We start from the raw sequence: 17,774 nt of genomic DNA, 5'->3' as shown, positions 1-17,774 counted from the left end.
ACTGCATAGCATAGTTTTTGTTTTGGTTAGATATATACGTGTATATTTGATCAAAACCCCCTGACATGACCAAAAACATCTTCATCGCGTCGGCCGAGCCCTATACCGGCAAATCTGTAATAGCGTTTGGCATGGTAAATATGCTGCTGTCTAAAACGCAAAAGGTCGGGTATTTTAAGCCCATCATCGCAGAAGACGACCTAACACAAAAGGAAGCCCATCTGGAAGCCATACTGGATCACTTCTCCCTTCCCATCGCTTATAACGACACTTTTGCTTTTACGCGGCAGCAGATTCTTCAGTCGCCCAATTCGGAGAACACCAACGAAATGATCAATACGGTCATTACGAAATATAAAAAGCTGGAAGATAATTACGACTTTACCGTCATAGAAGGCAGCGACTTCCTCGGCGAAGGCATTGCCTTCGAATTTGAATCGAACGCCCTCATCGCTAAAAATCTCGGTGCGCCTATTATTATGGTGGTTACGGGGAAAGACAAGACTGCTATACAGCTGGTCACCAAAGCCATCAATATCTACCGGAACTTCCTGCAGCGTGACTTACAGGTGCTGGGCATTGTTGCCAATATGGTAGACCCGGGAGATGTGAATGATATCCGGGATGCGCTAACAGCCCAATTACCTGCTGAGGTGATGATTACTGTCATACCCATGGAGAGCGGACTGCAGAGTCCGACCATGAAGGAAATTACCACCGCTTTAAACGCAAGGGTACTCTTTGGCGAAGAGCTGATGGCCAATCAGGTAGACAATTTCGTTACCGGTGCTATGATGCTGCCTAACTTTCTGAACCACATTAAAGAGAATGTGCTCATACTTACGCCGGGCGACCGCGGCGACATCATTATCGGATCCTTACAGGCCAACCTATCGGCCAACTATCCAAAGGTTGCCGGAATTGTTCTCACTGCCGGTACCCTGCCCGATGAGCCCATGCTGCGTCTGATAGAAGGTCTGCAGGCTGTCATCCCGATTATAGCAGTCGACTACGGCACCTTTGAAACCTCCACACGGATCGGCGCTATTCATTCCAAGATATCTAAAGACAACAAGAAAAAGATTGAGCTGGCCATCGATGTGTTTGAGCGCTATGTAGATATGCAGGTGCTCGACGATAAGATCATTACCTTCCAGTATGAAGGCATCACCCCACACATGTTCCAGTACCAGCTGGTTAAATGGGCTAAGAGCCAGAAAAAGCATATCGTACTTCCGGAAGGCAACGACGAACGCATATTAAAGGCGGTAGAGCGTCTGATCAGTCAGGACATCGTCGATATTACGCTCCTTGGCGATCAGCTTGAAATCGCCACATCCATCAAACGACTTGGCCTGAACCTGGACATCAACGCGATTAACACCCATAATCCCGCACAGTCTAGCCACTACAACGAATACGTCGAGACCCTTTACGAACTGCGCAAAACGAAGAATGTAAACATGGAAATGGCCAGGGATATGATGACCGACGTATCATACTACGGCACGATGATGGTTTATAAAGGTCATGCCGACGGCATGGTTTCAGGAGCGGTACACACCACGCAGCATACTATTAGGCCCGCACTGCAGTTTGTTAAGACCAAACCAGGCGTGTCTGTTGTATCGTCCATCTTTTTTATGTGTTTGCCTGAGCGGGTAGCCATATTTGGCGATTGCGCGGTAAATCCCAACCCCACTGCGCAGCAACTGGCGGAGATCGCTATTTCTTCGGCCGAGAGCAGCGCCCGGTTTGGTATAGAACCACGCATAGCAATGCTTTCCTACTCCTCGGGCACCTCCGGTGAGGGCGAGGATGTAGAACGCGTACGCGAGGCCACGGCCATTGTTAAAGCACGCCACCCCGAACTTAAGATTGAGGGACCGATACAGTACGACGCTGCCGTTGACCCCGCAGTGGGTAAGCAAAAACTGCCTGGCTCGGAAGTAGCCGGACGGGCCAGTGTACTGATATTTCCTGATCTCAATACGGGAAACAACACTTACAAAGCCGTGCAAAGGGAAACCGGCGCACTGGCGATCGGCCCTATGCTTCAAGGATTAAATAAACCAATCAACGACCTGAGCCGCGGATGCACCGTGGATGACATTTTCAATACTGTAGTCATCACCGCCATCCAGTGCCAGGACTTATAACTTATACATGAATATTTTAGTTATTAATTCGGGAAGCAGTTCCCTGAAATATCAGCTTTTAAAGATGCCTTCTGGTACGCTCTTAGCCAGCGGACTGGTAGAACGCATTGGCGAAGCAGGAAGCCCTATCAGCGACCACAAGGCCGCACTTGACGAAGTGCTTAAAGAATTGCCTGCAGCAGTCGATGTGGTAGGTCACCGCGTTGTACACGGCGGTGAGCGATTTTCGGAGGCCACTGTGATCAACGACGATGTCAAGAAGCAAATCCGCCGGCTGTTTTCCCTGGCACCGCTACACAACCCGGCCAACTACGCCTGCATTGAAATGGCTGAGCAGACTTTCCCGGGCATTACTCAGATCGCTGTCTTCGATACGGCATTTCACCATACCCTCCCGGCAAAAGCCTACCGCTTTGCCATTCCCGAAAAGTATTACAGGGAAAACAAGATGCGCGTGTACGGCTTTCACGGCACCAGCCATAAGTATGTGAGCGAGCAGGCAATAAAGTGGCTGGGCGATAAAGCAGACACGAAGATCGTGAGTATACATCTGGGCAACGGATGCAGTATGACCGCCATCAAAAACGGCAAGTCGGTAGACACCAGCATGGGTTTCGGACCGCTGGCCGGACTAATGATGGGCACCAGGTCGGGCGACATTGACCCATCGTTGATCTTCCATCTCATTGAACACTCAGGTTATACGCTTGAACAGCTTAGCAGACTACTGAATAAAGAATCAGGATTGCTGGGTGTGGGCGGTTCCGGCGATATGCGAGACATTCGCAAACGCGTTGCAAACGGTGATCAGGGGGCTAAGCTGGCACTTGAAATTTACGCCTATCGTATCAAAAAATACCTGGGTGCTTACACCGCTGCAATGAACGGACTCGACGCAATCATCTTCACAGCCGGAGTCGGCGAAAATGACGCCGACATGCGCACAGCAGTATGCGAAGAAATGGACTACCTGGGTATAGCGCTGAACGAGGAAAAGAACAGGAACTACAAAAAGCAAATCACAGACATCAGTGAAGATGGATCTGCGGTCAGGATTTTGGTTATTCCGACCAACGAGGAACTGGAGATTGCACTGCAGTGTTATGATATGATGGCGAAATAGTGAGCGGCAGGAAGAGCTATTCCTCTTCCTCCCTGCCTTCCTTCGTTACTGCACTTTCATCAACCTCTCCGGTGCGATCGTTTGGCAGACCCTCTTTTTCAGTATCGGGAGTCACTGTTTCTATATCTTTTTGAACTTCGTCTGATGGTGCCGGGTGTTTCTTTGTTTCTTCTTGCATAGCTGTAAATTAAATAAGGGTAATACATCAATGTACTACCCTTATAATATAAACTGGAGATAAATTGTTTTTATCTATGCATATCTCTTAAAGTACCAGGCTGTAGGTTGCGCCCTTCCAGGTCGCTTTATATTCCTTCCCATGATGCTCACCAGGTGTCTTGTCCATATCGCTCACCTCAACCACATAGCGCCCAGGCCAAATAGGTGTAAACTCGAAACTACCGTTGGCATCGGTATAAAACTCCTTAGACCATCCGTAAGGCGAGAAAACAGTAACCGTTTTTTCTTTAGCAGCAGTACCGTTTAAATAGGCAGTCATTTTTACCGGTTTCTTCACTTTAAGCGATGATACATCGGCCAGGTGCAGATTAAGGGCATTGCTATTTTGAGAAGCTAACGGCGCTACCCCGCCAACCGATACGGTTGCGCTTGAGAGAAAGTGGTATTTGGTAGTACCACCCAGGTCTTTAGCTTCATGGCTTACCGTGATGGTGTATGCGCCATTCTGCTGTGGTGTAAAACTGCTTTCAAAATAGTTTACACCGGGAGTGACTGTCAGCTGAGTTTTCTTTTGATCGGGACCAACCAGCCACAGCGTAAATTCTTTAACGTCAGAATACCAGGTCGAAACGCTGTCGCGACCCAGATCGGCATACTCACCGTAGAAAACTTTAACGGTCTGCTTCTGTCCAACCTTTCCGGTGGCAGCAGTTTCTATCCATAGTGCATGTGCGAAAACACTGGCAGTTGAGAACGTCAGCAGTGCGGCAAGAATCGCGAATTTTAGTTTCTTCATTTTTATTTCTTTATATAGGTTTTTAATAGACAATTACTTCACGGGAGTACTAGCAGCGAGCACGGGCTCCGGTACCTTTTTAAATACCTTTCTGCCCGGATTAGGCCCCCCGCCTGCCGACTGCAAAGCACTCTTGCTGTCAGACTTCTTTTTCTTCTTAAACTTTCGTCCATACCATACCAGGAACCCCGTGATAGGCAAACTTGCGCCAATCAGTGAAGCTAAAAATGCCAGCACTTTTCCCGGGAAGCCCAGTATGCTGCCCACGTGGATGTCATAATTCATTTTCCGAAGTTTGCCCGCAAAGCCGGCATCTGCATAAGACACCGAATATACATCGGTACCCTTTAGCTCCTTCAAGGTATGCTGATCAAAGGCATAGGCCTCGCGGTTGTAAAACTGTCCTCTGCTTGGGTATACTGATATTTCGATGGCCGCTTTGGCTTTTTTCTGATCAGGAAAAACATAATAGAACCCTTTAGATTCCGGGCTCTTGGCAACAACCTTGCTCCAGGCTGCATCCATAGCCTCAAGTGGTCTGTAAAACTTACCAACCTGTGTGGTATCCGACTGCAGGCGGCCATACTCACCTAGTTTCTCCCCTCCGCTGGTAACCCAGTACAAGCCTTTACTATACCACTCAATTCCATATACCATTCCGGTAAGCGCGATTGCCGCAAGAAACAGCAGGGAATAAAAACCAAGCACATTGTGCAGATCAAGATTCACGCGTTTAAATGAAGCTTTCCACTTAATTTTAAAACTCTTATCGCGTGTAGAGTTGTTCCATTTCTTAGGATACCACCAAATCAGGCCCGTAATCAACAATACCACAAATACCAGCGTACCGTAATTAACAATAGGCCTGCCTATTGCCGGAGGCATCCATAAAAAGCGGTGACCGTTCAGGATAAACCTGAAGAAATCAACCTCACCTTTTTTCCGCACCTGCTCCTTCATTACCTCACCCGTATAAGGATTCAGGTTGAGCGTAACACCAGCACCTCGGCGGCCAACCTCTTCAGGTGACCTTAATGTAACCTGCACAGCACGGCCTTGTAAATAATAAGCAGATGCCGCCACCTTATCAGGAAAACGCTCCGAGGCCACAGTGGCAATAGCAGACGGCGTAATCACAGGCTTATCCTGCCACTCCACGTTTAGTTCCGGCTCTACCAGGGCTGTAATTTCTTCCTGGAATGCCCATATGCAGCCTGTGATGCAGACAACGAAAACAATGACGCCAGATATAAGACCCATCCACAGATGGAGCCAGTTGTTTACCCTCTTAAAAAGCGAGTCCTTTTGCTTTTTTTTCTGTGTGGAATTCCTGTCTGTCATCATCGTTTTATTGTTAGCTTGTTGAATTATTTAAATCGGTAGGTTAAGGTTACCCTCCCGTTGCGCGGCACTTCATAAATGTAAGTGTAGTATGATACGCTGGTAGGCGTCGGGCTAGCAACGCTAGTGTAAGATCCCTGCGTTAACAACCTTCTGTCTAGCAAGTTATTTACAACCGCTGAGATAGTGAATTTGCCTTTCTCATAAGAAGCACCAGCATCGAAGCGATAATAGTTTGGAATCATAAACGGCAGCGATGTAGAACCAGCATACCTGTCCAGTTGAATCTGATAGCCGCCGCTCAGGCCAAAACCATTTAGAATAGAACCAGGCTTTCTATGACGATATGTTAGCCATCCGTTTGTTATATGTTTCACAGAATTAGGTGAGGGCCTACCTATAAAAACAGGATTCGTATCTTCGGTTACTCTTGCGTTAGTAAATGCATAATTTAAGATAACATTCAATCCACTCATGATTTCACCGGAAATATCTAACTCTACACCATCCGAGCGGATTTCGCCCAACTGAGTTCTCCAATTAGCTCCGGGGTGGTCAAGGTCAGCAACCAAGACATTAGATTTTGTTATTCTGTATACGGCGGCCGTCGCGTTCCACTTCCCGTCAAACCAATCTTTCTTAACGCCAAATTCGATGTTATCTCCGCGAACTGCTTTAAAGGAATTGCCGAAGAAATCCTGTCCCGACTGAGGTAAGAAACTCTGATCATATAAAGTATATGCAGAAAAGTCCTTAGTAACTGAATAGCTTAAGCCTATACGCGGACTAAACACATTGTCAGACACCTGCAATGAATTCTTCTTTCCAACAGTAACTGCATGAGTAAATCTTCCCGCAAGGGTTAGACGCAACTTTTCTTCCAGCATCCTGATTTCATCCTGTAAGTATGCACCGGTGTAGGTGAGATTAGTTGCATATGTATTTGAGCCTGAACGGACCTGTATACTTCTTGAACGGTCAAACACCGGAATATTTGCCATCGGGATTCCGTATGTCGGGTCATATATATTAAACGGCGCATTACCGGACAACTGAAGATCACCATGAGTTACACTGGAAAAATCGCCCCAGGTTTTCAGGTTACCCATATCTATACCACCCATTAAACGGTGAATTACAGAACCTGCAATCAAGTCTCCCTGAATGCTCAATTGTGCATTTTTGCTTATAGCCAGTTCTTCACTAATATTCAGGTATCTCCTCATGTCACCATTAGGTGCAATCATAGACGGCCACGGTGTACCTCCAAACATACCATATTTTATATAAGCAGCCTGTCCGTTCACCTTCCAGTTTTCGTCAAACTTATGGGTAAAATATAAAGTAGCATTATGATCCCATAACTTCACCGGATCAAGCGCCGGATCACCAATAAAAAAACTTGGATCGGTATCAGCCAGACCTTTTGGAGAAAAACCGTAAGTACCTAATGCTTGTGCTTCTACGCGCTGGGTGGTATATTCAGCAGTTATTAATGTGTTTGAATCAATCTGGTAGCTCACAACAGGTGCAAGTACATATTTATCGGTGTAATTATACTTATTATAACTCCCCTTCGTTTGAGCTGCTGCATTGAAACGAAACAACAAACGTCCATCACCGGATAGTTTCCCATCGAGGTCGATAGCTGCACGGCCAAGATTAAAGCCTCCGCCGCCAAGACTTACTGAACTGCGGTTCTGACCCGTAGGCTTTTTAGTTACAATATTATAGATACCTCCTGGTTCACCATTAGCCATCATAAAGCCTGAAGGGCCTTTAACAAATTCAATCCGGTCGATGGTCGCTGCATCATCCGCCAGAGGTCCCCAAGGCATTTTTAAGTTCATCCCGTTACGGAACGCCGGAATGGTTGTTCCCCGGGTAGAAATATTTGCATATTGCGCATCCCAGTGTCCGGTCCTGGTGGTACCTGAAACATTCCTGGTAACTCCATCGACAATGTCAAAAACTTGCTGGTCAGCCATGACAGCGCTGGTCACCACCTTGATGTTTTGAGGCACTTCAAGCAGAGGCGATTGAAGGCGTAGTGATGGAGAAACCTTCTCGACTTTATATCTCTTTCTGTGACCATCAATCTCTACCATTTCAAGTTCAGAAAGGTTTTCATTCAGCGAGAAATCAACAACTACGGTCGACTTCGCATTAACCGTAACTTCTTTCTCCTTTGGATAAAGACCAACTGCAGATACCACAAGTGTGTACTGTCCTGCAGGGACTCTTCTTATTTGGTACTCTCCATCTTCGTTAGTCATCGCTCCATACGGAGTTCCTCTCAAAGAAACACTTACAAACGGAGCAATGCTGCCGTCTGATGTAGTTATGCGGCCTTTGATAATACCGTACTGCTGTTCTACACCACGGGAAGGGGCCGGTTGATTACCCGCCCCGGCGGCAGAGGCTACAAATTTTTCTTGCGAGCTTGCTGAAAAAATAGAGGCACATAACATGCCTGAGAGCACAATTGATTTGATATGCATAATTTTTTATAACATTTATGCGGCAAATATAGAACTACGTTTAGAATTAATCCAAATAAAACACATATTATTTATAATTAATCTAAACATAGCCCTATATCAAACAATATGTTATTGCAGGTGCTGAATTGCCGTGATCGTACCGCCTTCTACTTTGATACCTTGAGTAGCGGTAGCAGTAGATGCGTCAATTTTGTAAATATAAGTCGCACCACTAACCAGGTTTACGCCGATGTAACCAGTTTTGCCATCCTTAGGACTATAATTTGTGGTCGTCACACTAGAGATCTGGCTTACTTCAGGAAAACCTGTAACTGCCTTAACGGTTTTAGCCACCACGTCAACAATCGCTAAGCGTTTACCAACAACGTACTGACCTTTGGTTGCAACCGGCTCTATGTTGGCTATAAACTTGTTCTGACCCACATACAGCCAGTTAGTGATTACATATCCGTTAGACGCTTGTTCGAAATTGAAGAAGTAATCGAGGTCGAATTCCGTAGTACCGGCTTTTATACGGGTGATTGCGGAAGGTTTTGTGGAAGTCATTTTAGCATCTACCGCAGTGGTCGCCGGATCATCATCTGCAGCCACTGATGATGAAAACGCATAGCAATCGCCATTTTCCACAACGCCTAAACCGTCAGTAAAATATCTGCCAATAAAACTTGTCCTGGTATCCCTTATAGTTTTTTCATATTGCATTCCAGGATAAGAGAATACAGCAATTCCAGCCTGATCAGGATATTTTGTAAAGAAACTGTTGTAAATACTGAAATATGGAGCGAACACCTTATTACCAACTTGCTTGATCCAGCTCAGGTGTGCGATCTCGCCGTTTCCACTAGGTACTATAGCATCAGCAGTGCCCTTAGCAACTTCCTCATTCGTTGTTGTACTTACGCGGTACCATTCGTATACCGTCGGCGAACCCGCTGCAGCCATCCTTCTTGGAACCCTTATGCTAAGAATATCATCGTTTACCGGGGCAAAAGCGTGTACAGTTGCAGAAGTAAAATCATTAAGTTTCTTTAGTTTGCCTTCGTTTATGCCATAAACCGTTACGGCTCCGGGACTACCCTGACCATATAACATACTAAAGAGCTTATTGTTAGCAGTGACATAGTATCTGTACAAACCAGCCTGCTCAGTACCGTTACCAATGATAGACACAGCACCACTTTCCAGGTTACTGGCAGTTACAAGGTAATCAGCTTTACTCGCGATGGCAGTCGGCGATACCGCTATGATATAGTTTCCGGGGTTTTCAGGAATTATTTCCCTATCCGGTTTTTTCTCGCAAGAACTTAAAGCGCCAGCAAAAGCAAGGGCAACAAGAGCTTTGGTAATAGTTGTTTTCATGTTGTTATTAAAATTAATATTGACTACTATGGTTTATTTATAAAGTACCTGAAATTCAGGTAGAAGGCACGTCCTGGCTTTTGTAATGCGTAATTGTCGAATACAGGTTTGTCCGCGATGTTCCTGGCCTCCATGGAAATATTATAGCGGCCGTTTTTCATACTGTAAACGAAGTTTACGTCGTGACTTAACTGAACTTTTGTGGAAAATTTATCCTCATCGGATGGATTGCCGTAACTAGGCCAGTCGAGCCAAAAGCGATCTACAAACAATACATTATATCCGAGAGTAAGATTGTTTCCCTTGCGAAAAACATTTTTAAAAGACGCGGAGAGATCGCCGTTGCCAAAGAAATACGGGATATTGGGCATTTGGTCTAAATAAGCCCAGCTTATCTCATCGTAGTACCTTCCAGCATTTGGGTCCCAGTCATGCTTCTGCATATTGATAATGTTCTGATAGGTTAGGGTTGTGCCGGCACTTAACCATCCCTTATAAGAGTACCTTATTTCCGCGTCAATACCAGTAGTGCGTACGCCATCCCGGTTGCTTACTGTTGACCAATCTCTTTGCTGGCTCGTCCCTCCTACCAAATGAGAATAGATATAATCGGAAGCATTTCTGTATATAGCGTTAGCAGTAACAGAAAAGCGGTTTACTTCATTTATTTGAAATCCATATACGACGCCTAAATTAAGGTTATCGCTTTGTTCGGGTTTAAGAGAAGGATTGCCTTTGAAACTTTCAAGGTTACCAAAAATTTCGTTGGCTTCAGGTATCCTGTTGGCAAGCTCATACGAAGCGCGGATCTGAAGATTCGGTGTAATGTAGTAAGCAAGAGCAGTACCATATCCGAATTTTTGGTCTGTACTTTTCTGACTATAGCTGTTAACAACATTCTTAAGCAAGATGTATTTACCGAAAAAATTCAGGCTCCACTTGTTTGCAACATCGTAGGAGTAGCCAAATCCCAGCACGTTCTTGTCCATTTTTTTTGGAACATTTTGTGCGTCCAGTTCCGGAAATAAAACATCTTTTTGCTTCCTGTCGAACGTAGAGAATAGGTTATTTAGCGCTATACCGTGATGCTCAGCAAGTTTATAACTTACCATCGCTGTAGCCAAGCCGTTGTTATTCCAATATTTCCTATGTTGCCCGTTCTCATTCTCGCCCATTGAAGTCTTAGAATCCCGTATTCCATCCCAATCGTAGTCTGCTTTCGCAGTATCTATGGTTGTTTCATAGCCCAGATTATAATTTGCATTAACAGTCACTTCCAACCCAGGTATTAAATCGGTCTTTTTATATTTTAATGATGGCATCAGAATATTTCCACGCCTGTGCAACTGTCCATATACAGCGATCGGTCTCGCTGCGGTTTGAATTTCCTTATAATTCTGACCCAGCGTCAATCCAATCAGCAAGTTGTCGGCCCAGGATTTATTAATAACACCGACGTTACCAATCAACGTCTCGTTGTGATAAACATCATGAAACCTCCTCACCGTCTCAGATCTCCTATCCGGTAGCATGTTATTTTGAAGTAACTGTTCAATCTGAATTTTATAATTATTATCCGAATAATTTTGGAAAGCGCTCATCTGAACAGTGAACCCGTTTTTCGATGTCGCAGCGGCGTTAATCACACTTCTGTGTGTATTAAAGGAGCCATAAGAATACGAGGCATCCACATAGTTCCGGTGCTTGTTGCCTGTTACAATATTTATCGCTCCACCCAGCGCATCAGATCCCAGCCAAATCGGCACCACACCCTTGTAGACTTCAACCCGCTCCGCAACATTGATAGGAATATTATTGGCCTGAAAAGAAGATCCAAAATTGTCCATAGGTATTCCATCAATAAAATACCGAATATGCCGGCCGGAAAAGCCATTTAGCGAAATATCAAAATTAGAACCCACACCACCAGATTCCCTTACCCTGACACCAGCTACGCGGTCTAACGCGCCCGAAATATCCAGTGTCGTATTGTACAATTTCGTCGCATCAACCGCTGTCACATTGAAAGCCTGCCGGTTTACCTCCTGTGCTTTAGTACGGCCAATCACGTTTACCGTCTCCATATTCCGGCTATCCTCGGCGAGGGTAAAGTTGAGCGTCAGCTGTTTACCGGTCTCAATTTTGACATTCTTTTTCTCAGGATGGAACCCGATAGCAGAAACAAGAATACTATAACTGCCCGCGGCAACGTTACTGAACTGATAATAACCATTCTCGTCAGAAACGGCGCCGTAAGCGGAATTTTGAAGTTTGATGGTTGCTGAAGGTACCGATTCTCCGGTGCTGCTGGTAAGCCTCCCCTTCAGGCTGCTTGGCCCGGTTTGGGCTTGTGAAAAAAATACGCAGGTACATAATATACCCAATAGCAAAAATTTACTAATTTGCATGGCTTTTAACTGAGATTAAAGGTAACCCGGCTTTGCCGGTCGCCACACGGGTCCGAAACCGTGTGGCATTTTTTTTATGCCAGCAAATATAGAAGTATGTTTAGAATTATTCCAAATAAAGTCTCAAATTATTTATACAAATTCTAAACAAGCATTACATAGACTACCAAAAACCTGCAAGAGGCCACCTGAGCTCGAGATTAGGAACTGAGCTATAAAGCCCACAAAGACTTGGCTAGGATAAAAATAAAAAAGATCAGTATCCCGCATTTTAAGGATACTGATCTTTTAATGGAACGAAGTTTCGATCTGAGGGCCGCTAGAACCCAAAGAGCTCTTTTAGTTTACCGTCAATCTTATCGCTATCGCCAACGTAAGCCGCCACAACCTTACCTGCTTTGTCGATCACAAACTTGGTGGGCAACGCCGGAACGCTGTACATGGCCATAATATCGGCGGGATTCTCCTCACCCTTCATACGTTTTTTGGGATCTGAACCTGCCAACGCGTGGTGAAACATGGTGATGTTGTCGGCCGCAATGGCCTCACGCCAGGCTTCAGGTCGCGGATCATCATCTGCTATGCCAATAATTTCAAGACCTTTATCATGGTACTTTTTGTAAAGGGAGATGAGATGCGGGTGACTCTGTCTGCATGGTTTACACCAGGTGGCCCAAAAGTCGAGGATTACATACTTACCCTTAAAACTTTCAAGCGACAGTTTTCTGCCGTTGACGTCCTTGGTAATAAAATTGGGCGCTTTCTTGCCTACCAGTTTATTTTGAAGCTCAGATACCAGCGAAGCCAACATCTGATCCATATTCGCGGGTGAAGTAACTTTTTGTTCCTGTGCGTTAACGTTTATACAGAAGCTTACCAGCAGCGCGCATCCTAATATTTTGATTGCTTTCATATATCAAATGTTTAGTAAATCTTACTTAGAATATCCTGGGTTTTGATCGCCAATAGCCGGGTTACTTACAAACTCCGTTTTCGGTATCGGTAAAATATATTGATTCACACTTGTTATTGTCGGGCGCAGTTCAGTCACCTTAGCCAAAGGAAAACGAAGCAGCGCCCAATAAGCTTGTCCATCTTCACCGATAAGGCTCCTGACATATTCATAGTAAATCTCCTTACAAAGTTCGTTGGCTGTGCCGGAGCCGTCTACAGCACTAAAGTTCGTCACCCCGGCGCGGGTCATTACTGCTTTTAACTGTGTTTTGGCCAGGTTGAGGTCACCGCCTGAGCGCGCAATCGCCTCCGACTGCATCAGGTAGATCTCCGATAGTCTGAAGGCATATGCAACTTCAGATACCATCGTCGTGGCCAGGGCAGGCTGCACATATTTGATAAAATAGTACCCTTTGCCCCTTCTCCCGGCATTCCCGATCATCCATGACTTGCGAGGATCATTGGTTAGCAGCGTATTCAAAGCAGCGGTAGCCACATAATAGGAGTTTCTGGAAACGTAATTTCCACTTGTGTTATAGTAGTAGTTCTCCTGATTGGCCTGAGGTTTAACACCCATAATCACCTCGGTGCTGGTTAAGCCCTTAGTGTAGAATATATCCCTCGGATTGTTTTCGAGCACATACGGGCCGGTGGTGATTATCGTATTTCCAAGCTGGGCGCAATCGGCATAGTCACTTCCCTGTCCGCGACTCATTAGTACCCGCATTTTAAGGGCCATTGCGGTCCACTTATTCGCATATACATTTGTTGTTGCCGGAACATCGGCCGCTATCGAAAAGTTCAGATCTTCCAGTATAAAAGCATAACTGTCTTTTACCGATGCCCTGGCCTGCGAAATATTTGTCGAGGTAATAAACTTCTCGCGTAGCATCACACCGTACGCGCTGTTCAAATCCCACCACTGACCAAACCAAAGTAGCAATTTGAAGTGGCCGTAGGCGCGTAAAAACCGGGCTTCTGCAAGCATTCGAAGTTTTACATCATCAGCGATGGCAGCGCTGCCCAGCTTGTTTAAGCCTTCAATAACACCGTTTGCCGCATTGATTAATGTGTATTGTGTACGCCATTCGCTGTTCATCGGACTAGTACCCAGCAGGTTTTTGGCCTCATTTAAAGTATTGTTGCCATCGTCCAGATAACCGGTCAGGATTCCGCCGTTTATCTGGTTGCTTAGCCAGTTGGTATTCGTTACCGTAGCATTAGCGAACCGGTAATATACCCCATTTAAAGCCGTTGCAGCTGTTTGCTGATTTACAATCGCGTTACCCTCTACAAGCGCATTTTCGGGCAGCGCATCCAATTCTTTCTTACATCCATATTGCGATAACAAGGTAAGTCCCACTATCGCCATCAATATCTTGTGTTTCATGATCTTATCAATTATTATCTGTTAAAAACTTAGCCTTGCACCCAATACATACTGTCTTATCGTAGGATAAGCGTTGGAATCTGTATAGCCATCAACCAAGCTGTAAGGATCGTTGCTTACCTCGGGGTCCTGACCAGGATATTTTGATATGGTAAACAGATTGGTGCCTGAAACATACACCGATAGGTTGGCGACCTTAAGGCGCTGGAGCAGGGTTTGTGGCAGCTGATAGTTCAATGTCAGCGATTTCAGTTTGATGTATGACGAACTGTAAATACTGCTGCTGGTTGTGCCGATAGAATTCTGCCCGTATACCAGTCGCGGACGATCGGTATTCGTGTTTTCCGGCGTCCAGCGGCCAAGTACCACCCTTCCTTTGTTGGCCATGTCATAAATAAAATTGTCACGGATATCGGCCAGGTAGAGTATTTGGCCCCCGTAAGAATAGTTAAGCAGACTCACCAGTGAAAAGTTACTGAAGATTAACGTGTTCGTCCAGCCCCCATAAAATTTAGGCGCGGCACTTCCAATAAGTCTGTAGGTATCCACAAATCCTTCCAGCGGACCGCTACCGATCTGATACATAGCATCGCCGATGTTCAGGTATGGATTAAAGAACATATAAAAGGGCTGCTGTGCTTTATAGGCCTCCAATTGCTCCGTGTTTTGGATAATGCCTGCGTACTGGGCACCAACAAACTGCCCTACTGCCATGCCGGTTCGCAGCACGGTGTTCGACATGATATAACTTTGTCCGTTGTTGCTGTTTACACTTCCATGCTTAGGATCGGCATAGTCCATATTAAGCCCGGTAACCAGACTTCTGTTGAACGACACATTCAGATCACTCCTCCAGGTAAAAGACTTAGCGCGTAAAATCTCGCCTTGCAGACCAATTTCCAAACCGCGGTTGCGTATATCGGCCAGATTGGCCGTTAAATTACTGAACGAAGAACTTGGTGCAAGCGGAAGGGTAAACAGCAGACCCGACGACTTCTTCTCGTAAAGACCTATACTTGCCGATAATCTTGAATCGAACAATGAAAGGTCAATTCCAGCATCCTTTTGTAAAGTTGACTCCCACTTGATGGCATTATTGCCGAGCTGACTGGGTATAACGGCATTTGCACCATTATAGGTGGCTGGAGTATACAGAGTGCGGTACAAATAATCGCCGATATTCTGCGTACCCGTATAACCGGCACTGGCGCGCAGTTTAATATCATCTATCCAACTTATATCCTTCATGAAATTTTCCTCTGATAACCGCCAGGCTACACCAGCAGAAGGAAAATAGCCGATCCGGTTGGTATTAGAAAATTTGGAAGAAGCATCAGAACGTGCTGTAACGGTAAGCAAGTATTTATCCTGATAAGCATAGTTACCTCTTGCATAAAAACTTAAGAGTGAATTCTGACCAAATGACGAAACGTTCGGAAGGGTTACTGCCGCAGAACCAAGGTGGTTCAGTACAACGTCATCCGGGAAGGTCTGGCCCGATGCCTGGAAAGAGGACGACTTACTCAACTGCCAGGAAGTACCCGCCACGAAATCTAAGCGATGCTCAGCAAACTGTGTATTGTAATTTAAGGTGTTTTCGTAAAGATAACTCACGTTTTCTGACTGGCCCAATGAACCTACACCTCCTTTAGAGTCGACTGCATTGGTACTACCCGAAGCGACTAGTGTAGACGATGGCGTGAAGTTTCGCTGCTGGTAATTGTTATAGTTTACAGACGACTGGCTACGGAATTTCAGGTTTTTAAGGATATCGTATTCCAGCGTAAGGGAGCCCAGGAACATGGCGTTCTTGCCTCGGTTTATACCCTTCAGCAACAACAATGGGTTCTGCAAACCTAGATAAGCATCGCTTCCAATAGCCCCGGCACTCAGGTTTGTCAGCGAACCATCTGCATTATAAGGACTCCGTGTAGGCGGTGCATAAAGCGCCTGCGAGTATGCGCCGTTGGTAATATTGTTGGTGGTAAAGCCATAGTTGATATTGGTGATCACTTTAAACTTGCTGGTCACCTCGTTATCGAAGTTCACCTTACCCGAAAGACGCGAAAAGTCTGTCCCCTCAATTACCCCGCTCTGCTTGCTGTACGATAATGAAGTATAATACCGAGAGGCCTTTCCGCCGCCGCGAACCGACAGGTCGGTATTTTGAGTTAAACCCGTACGCAACACCAGATCCAGCCAGTCTGTGTTATCTGCACCAAGAAAGTCAGGCGTATTAACGATGCTACTGGCCCTTGCACTTAAGGGCTCCCCTAGCGCAGCCTGTTCGTTCAGCAAGTTCTGCGCTGCTTCCTTCATGATCGTCCGGTATTCATCGGCATTCAGCAACTCCGCTTTTATCGGATTAGAAAAGCCGGTATAATTGTTTAGTTCTACAACCGGCTTCTGATCACGCCTGCCTTTTTTAGTGGTGATGATTACCACCCCATTGGCCGCTTTCGAACCATAAATCGCCGTACCTGAAGCATCTTTTAATATATCGATAGTTTCGATATCATTGATGTTCAAACCGGCCAGACTATTCAATCCCCTGGCAAAAGCCCCGGCTAGCGCTGGTGAAGAATCGCTCGATGCGCGTGCAACAGGATCTACCAGTTCGCCGGGAGTACTGATGTATCTGTTTTGAGGTGTAATCTGCACGCCGTCAATAATATAGAGCGGATCATTTCCGCCCATTATCGAAGTTCCGCCGCGAACCCTGATACTGGCAACACCCCCCGGTGAGCCGTCGCCCTGCACTACCTGGACACCGGCTGCTTTACCCGATAACGCCTGGTCTACACTCATGAAGGGTATGTCCTTGATCTCGTCTACGCTGACAGAAGCTACTGACCCGGTCAGATCTTTACGTTTCACTGTTCCGTACCCTACCACAACCACCTGCTCCAAACCGGAAGTAACTGGTTCAAGCTTTACATTGTAAACCGTAGAATTGCCAACGGTTACATCGGTGGTCTTATACCCAATGTAGGAAAACACCAGTACGTCAGCACGTTCAGCCGCAATAGCATAGGAACCATCCTTATCCGTCACGGCCACCTTTTTTGAACGCTTGTTCATAATCCCTACGCCCGACATTGGTCCGCCCGTTTCGTCGGTCACCTTCCCGCCCACGGTTACCTGGGTGGCAACATTAGATACTGCCGGAGACATGGGTACAGATTGCTCCAACTGCTTTAGAACAATATTGCGTCCAACAATCTTATAAGTGAGCGGCAAGTTATCCAGGCAGGTCTTCAGAGCTGTCTCAACAGTCACATTTTTTACATTCACAGAGACGACCTTTTTGTCCAGGTCTTCCGAATCATAAAAAAAATGATACCCCGTTTGCTTGTTAATCAGCTTCAGTACCTTTTCAAGAGGCACATTGCTTTCATTCAGGCTCACCTGTCCATAGCCGGCAGCACTTACCTGGAGCAAAGCAATAAATAGTATACATGTGGTTAGTTTTAAAACCATTAGGATTTTTTTTAAATGCCATGCCTCCGGCACAGCAATAGAATTGAATTTCATTACTTTTGTACAGTTTGGTTTAATTG

General features: G+C 45.7%; 11 protein-coding genes. 2 read left to right on the top strand and 9 right to left on the bottom strand.

What is annotated here, in order from left to right; all coding sequences use genetic code 11:
• Nucleotides 1-65 precede the first annotated feature (65 nt).
• Together pta and QEP07_RS01960 are read left to right on the top strand one after the other, a co-directional pair.
• Nucleotides 66-2,159 carry a phosphate acetyltransferase gene (gene pta, locus QEP07_RS01965; RefSeq protein WP_285008282.1) on the top strand — a complete coding sequence of 698 codons (2,094 nt, stop codon included), beginning with the start codon at nucleotides 66-68 and terminating at the stop codon, nucleotides 2,157-2,159.
• Between the two features lie 7 nt (nucleotides 2,160-2,166).
• A complete protein-coding gene (locus QEP07_RS01960) occupies nucleotides 2,167-3,282 on the top strand; it encodes an acetate/propionate family kinase (protein ID WP_285008281.1) in 1,116 nt (371 codons plus the stop codon).
• A 16-nt stretch (nucleotides 3,283-3,298) separates the two neighbouring features.
• On the opposite strand, the gene QEP07_RS01955 is transcribed toward QEP07_RS01960, so the two are convergent.
• The 9 genes from QEP07_RS01955 to QEP07_RS01915 all read right to left on the bottom strand — a co-directional run bounded on the left by QEP07_RS01955 (nucleotide 3,299) and on the right by QEP07_RS01915 (nucleotide 17,694).
• The gene (locus QEP07_RS01955) at nucleotides 3,299-3,460 is read right to left on the bottom strand and encodes a hypothetical protein (protein WP_256006053.1); all 162 of its coding nucleotides are present in this window, start codon (nucleotides 3,458-3,460) and stop codon (nucleotides 3,299-3,301) included.
• Nucleotides 3,461-3,547: 87 nt separating this feature from the next.
• Nucleotides 3,548-4,258 carry a DUF4198 domain-containing protein gene (locus QEP07_RS01950; RefSeq protein ID WP_285008280.1) on the bottom strand — a complete coding sequence of 237 codons (711 nt, stop codon included), beginning with the start codon at nucleotides 4,256-4,258 and terminating at the stop codon, nucleotides 3,548-3,550.
• Between the two features lie 33 nt (nucleotides 4,259-4,291).
• A complete protein-coding gene (locus QEP07_RS01945) occupies nucleotides 4,292-5,602 on the bottom strand; it encodes a PepSY-associated TM helix domain-containing protein (protein ID WP_285008279.1) in 1,311 nt (436 codons plus the stop codon).
• A gap of 23 nt (nucleotides 5,603-5,625) precedes the next feature.
• The gene (locus QEP07_RS01940; protein WP_285008278.1) at nucleotides 5,626-8,100 is read right to left on the bottom strand and encodes a TonB-dependent receptor; all 2,475 of its coding nucleotides are present in this window, start codon (nucleotides 8,098-8,100) and stop codon (nucleotides 5,626-5,628) included.
• 111 nt (nucleotides 8,101-8,211) lie between these two features.
• Nucleotides 8,212-9,462 (bottom strand): DUF4374 domain-containing protein, encoded by a 1,251-nt coding sequence (locus QEP07_RS01935; protein WP_285008277.1) that lies wholly within the window; start codon nucleotides 9,460-9,462, stop codon nucleotides 8,212-8,214.
• A gap of 26 nt (nucleotides 9,463-9,488) precedes the next feature.
• Nucleotides 9,489-11,870 carry a TonB-dependent receptor gene (locus QEP07_RS01930; protein ID WP_285008276.1) on the bottom strand — a complete coding sequence of 794 codons (2,382 nt, stop codon included), beginning with the start codon at nucleotides 11,868-11,870 and terminating at the stop codon, nucleotides 9,489-9,491.
• A 319-nt stretch (nucleotides 11,871-12,189) separates the two neighbouring features.
• A complete protein-coding gene (locus tag QEP07_RS01925; protein ID WP_285008275.1) occupies nucleotides 12,190-12,783 on the bottom strand; it encodes a TlpA family protein disulfide reductase in 594 nt (197 codons plus the stop codon).
• A 21-nt stretch (nucleotides 12,784-12,804) separates the two neighbouring features.
• Nucleotides 12,805-14,214 (bottom strand): RagB/SusD family nutrient uptake outer membrane protein, encoded by a 1,410-nt coding sequence (locus tag QEP07_RS01920; protein WP_285008274.1) that lies wholly within the window; start codon nucleotides 14,212-14,214, stop codon nucleotides 12,805-12,807.
• Nucleotides 14,215-14,235: 21 nt separating this feature from the next.
• On the bottom strand, nucleotides 14,236-17,694 hold the full coding sequence (locus QEP07_RS01915) for a SusC/RagA family TonB-linked outer membrane protein (protein WP_285008273.1): 3,459 nt from the start codon (nucleotides 17,692-17,694) through the stop codon (nucleotides 14,236-14,238).
• Nucleotides 17,695-17,774: the final 80 nt, after the last annotated feature.

Source organism: Pedobacter faecalis, from assembly GCF_030182585.1.
In the GTDB taxonomy this organism is placed as follows: Bacteria; Bacteroidota; Bacteroidia; order Sphingobacteriales; family Sphingobacteriaceae; genus Pedobacter; species Pedobacter faecalis.
Note: the sequence above shows the minus strand (reverse complement) of the source record. Positions and strands in the feature narration are given on the sequence as shown.

Bases quoted from the DNA above. Each gene is read 5' to 3' on its own strand.
- QEP07_RS01955 (WP_256006053.1), bottom strand. From the start codon at position 3,460: ATGCAAGAAGAAACAAAGAAACACCCGGCACCATCAGACGAAGTTCAA.
- QEP07_RS01950 (WP_285008280.1), bottom strand. From the start codon at position 4,258: ATGAAGAAACTAAAATTCGCGATTCTTGCCGCACTGCTGACGTTCTCA.
- QEP07_RS01930 (WP_285008276.1), bottom strand. From the start codon at position 11,870: ATGCAAATTAGTAAATTTTTGCTATTGGGTATATTATGTACCTGCGTA.
- QEP07_RS01945 (WP_285008279.1), bottom strand. From the start codon at position 5,602: ATGATGACAGACAGGAATTCCACACAGAAAAAAAAGCAAAAGGACTCG.
- QEP07_RS01935 (WP_285008277.1), bottom strand. From the start codon at position 9,462: ATGAAAACAACTATTACCAAAGCTCTTGTTGCCCTTGCTTTTGCTGGC.
- QEP07_RS01925 (WP_285008275.1), bottom strand. From the start codon at position 12,783: ATGAAAGCAATCAAAATATTAGGATGCGCGCTGCTGGTAAGCTTCTGT.
- pta (WP_285008282.1), top strand. From the start codon at position 66: ATGACCAAAAACATCTTCATCGCGTCGGCCGAGCCCTATACCGGCAAA.
- QEP07_RS01960 (WP_285008281.1), top strand. From the start codon at position 2,167: ATGAATATTTTAGTTATTAATTCGGGAAGCAGTTCCCTGAAATATCAG.
- QEP07_RS01940 (WP_285008278.1), bottom strand. From the start codon at position 8,100: ATGCATATCAAATCAATTGTGCTCTCAGGCATGTTATGTGCCTCTATT.
- QEP07_RS01920 (WP_285008274.1), bottom strand. From the start codon at position 14,214: ATGAAACACAAGATATTGATGGCGATAGTGGGACTTACCTTGTTATCG.
- QEP07_RS01915 (WP_285008273.1), bottom strand. From the start codon at position 17,694: ATGGTTTTAAAACTAACCACATGTATACTATTTATTGCTTTGCTCCAG.